This is a genomic window from Pseudomonas sp. 05N434 (genome assembly GCF_056396965.1).
This window is the reverse complement of record NZ_JBFTMK010000662.1, coordinates 1-2,418: the sequence shown is the minus strand read 5'-3', so window position 1 is coordinate 2,418 and position 2,418 is coordinate 1. Positions and strand designations below refer to the sequence as shown.

At 60.7% G+C, this 2,418-nt stretch carries 3 protein-coding genes; all 3 read left to right on the top strand.

Annotation, left to right across the window (positions count from 1 at the left end):
* Positions 1 to 205 (top strand): Hpt domain-containing protein (locus AC1DLB_RS27650; RefSeq protein WP_477786062.1); only part of this gene is annotated, 205 nt, incomplete at its 5' end.
* A 105-nt stretch (positions 206 to 310) separates the two neighbouring features.
* A complete protein-coding gene (locus AC1DLB_RS27645; RefSeq protein WP_477786061.1) occupies positions 311 to 1,702 on the top strand; it encodes a flagellar hook-length control protein FliK in 1,392 nt (463 codons plus the stop codon).
* A 215-nt stretch (positions 1,703 to 1,917) separates the two neighbouring features.
* Positions 1,918 to 2,418: a flagellar basal body-associated protein FliL gene (fliL, locus tag AC1DLB_RS27640; protein WP_064619464.1), complete on the top strand. Its 501-nt coding sequence runs from the start codon at positions 1,918 to 1,920 to the stop codon at positions 2,416 to 2,418.

Below are 2,418 nucleotides of genomic sequence, written 5' to 3'. Positions count from 1 at the left end.
GTTAGGTGCCACGGCGCACAGTTTCAAGGGCAGCAGCAGCAACATGGGCGCGACTCGGTTGGCTGAGCTGTGCCATGAGCTGGAGCAGCGAGCCAAAGAGAAAAAACTCGAAGGCATAGAAGCGCTGGTTGGAGAGATCGACGGCGAATTCGCGATTGTTCGACCGCTTTTTGAGGCAGAGCGCCAACGTTCCCTGGCTGAATAAGACAACCATCCAGCGCTTTTGGCGGCCAGCGAACAAAGCTGGCTCGACCCTTGCAGTCAACTCACTCAACTGTACCTACGATCCCAGTGCAGCGGAGACCGTTCCATGCCCGTTACCCCCAACATTCTTATTCAGGCCGCTGCTGCGGCCAAGACTCAAGCCGCGTCCGCCAATACACCGGCGTCGACGGTTGAGCCCGGGGACAAGGYGTCCAGCTTCGCTGAGGTCTACGCCAATCAAGCCCAGAACAAGCCTTCGGCTACGGCGGACGGATCGGCTAAACCTGTACGTGACAAAGCCTCGGACAACACTGGCAAAAAGGACGTGGGCAACGACTCGTCTGCCGCCCAGGAACCGACGGTTGCCGATAGCGGCAAATCCTTGCCCGCCGATAAACCGGCGCAGGCCGATGACAAGACCGCCAGCGATGACGCGCCGGATACCGCTGAGCCGACGACGCCGGTAGTCGATACCGCGCCTGTCGATCCAGCCCTCGATCCAGCCCTCGATCCGGCGTTGATGCAAGTGGTGCAGCCGGTGCTGCCAGCCCCTGTACCGGAAACCCCACCGGTTGTCGCCGCTGTGCAGTCAACCGTACAAGCACCCGTCGCGGCCGCCGTTACCGCAACAGCGACGCCGGCCGCTGCGACCACCGATCCTGATTTCGATCCCGAAGCCGATCCTCTTGATGCGCTGCCGGCCGTGCGTATGGCGTTGGAGCAGAGCGGGCACGTTTCGGCCGCCAGCCAGGCTCAGCCAAAAGCGGCGCCGACTCAGGCTCACGTCGACGGCGAGCTGACCTCGGCACAGAACTTTGCTGCAGGCATGGCGAGCATGCTCGACGTGCAGGCTGATCAGGACAGCACCAGCCAGGGCGGCGAGAAGGCGTTCAGTGGCCTGATCGATGACGGCCTCAAGGATCTCAAGTCCGCCAGCAGCGACACCCGTGTCGATGACTTCGCCAATCGTCTGGCGGCTCTGACCCAAGCGGCAACACCCAAGACTGCCAATGCATTGCCGGTGAACCAACCGATCGCCATGCATCAGAGCGGTTGGACCGAAGAGGTGGTCAACCGGGTCATGTACCTGTCCAGCGCCAATCTCAAGGCGGCGGATATCCAGTTGCAACCGGCCGAACTGGGACGCCTCGATATTCGGGTGAACATGGTTCCGGATCAGCAGACCCAAGTGACCTTCATGAGCGCTCACCCAAGCGTTCGCGAAGCACTCGACGGGCAAATGCATCGCCTGCGAGACATGTTCGCGCAGCAGGGCATGGGCCAGGTCGACGTCAACGTTTCCGATCAGTCCCGTGGCTGGCAGGGCCAGGGCCAGGGCCAGGGGCAGGAACAGGCTCAACAGGGGCAGGGCGGGCGCACCAATGCCAGTGGCGGTCGCCTCGATTCGATGGATGAAGAGCTTCCTGCGACGGTCGCTGATGTGGCCGCCAACACCACCAGCGTGATCGGCACCAGCGCGGTCGATTATTACGCCTGATAAATCAGGACGCCCCCTCAAAAGATCGCAGCCTTCGGCAGCTCCTTGTATCTACGGGTGTACACCATCCAAATGCAGGAGCCGCCGAAGGCTGCGATCTTTTGATTTCCGTTGCCTGCCTGCCGCCTCCACATAGCCCCAGACACTTCTGGCATAACACTTGCTCTTGCCTTGCCGTGCGACTGTGAAAACCCGAATAGTGACGGATTATTGGCATGGCGAAGAGTGAAGCAGTAGTAAAAGACCCCGCAACCAAAGGCAAAATCAAGCTGATCATTGTGATCGTCGTGGCCCTGCTGCTGGCGATCGGCTTGTCCGTGGGGGCGACCTGGTTCTTCATGCACGGCGCCCAGAGCAAGCCTGCCGCCGCGACTGAAACCGCTGTGGTCGGCAAGCAGCCGGCGATCTTCGAGCCAATGGCTCCAGCCTTCGTAGCCAACTACACCCAGAACGGCCGTCAGCGCTACATGCAGGTGAGCATCACCATGCAGGGGCGTAATCAGGCTGATCTGGAGGCGCTCAAAGTCCACATGCCAGTGATCCGCAATAACCTGGTCATGCTGTTTTCCGGTCAGGATTTCGCCACGCTGGCGACCCCGGTCGGCCAGGAGATGTTGCGTCAGAAAGCCACGGCCAGCGTTCAGGAAGTGGCGCAGAAAGAGCTGGGCAAAGTGGTGATCGAACAGTTGCTTTTCACTAATTTCGTACTGCAGTAG

Bases quoted from the DNA above. Each gene is read 5' to 3' on its own strand.
- fliL (WP_064619464.1), top strand. From the start codon at position 1,918: ATGGCGAAGAGTGAAGCAGTAGTAAAAGACCCCGCAACCAAAGGCAAA.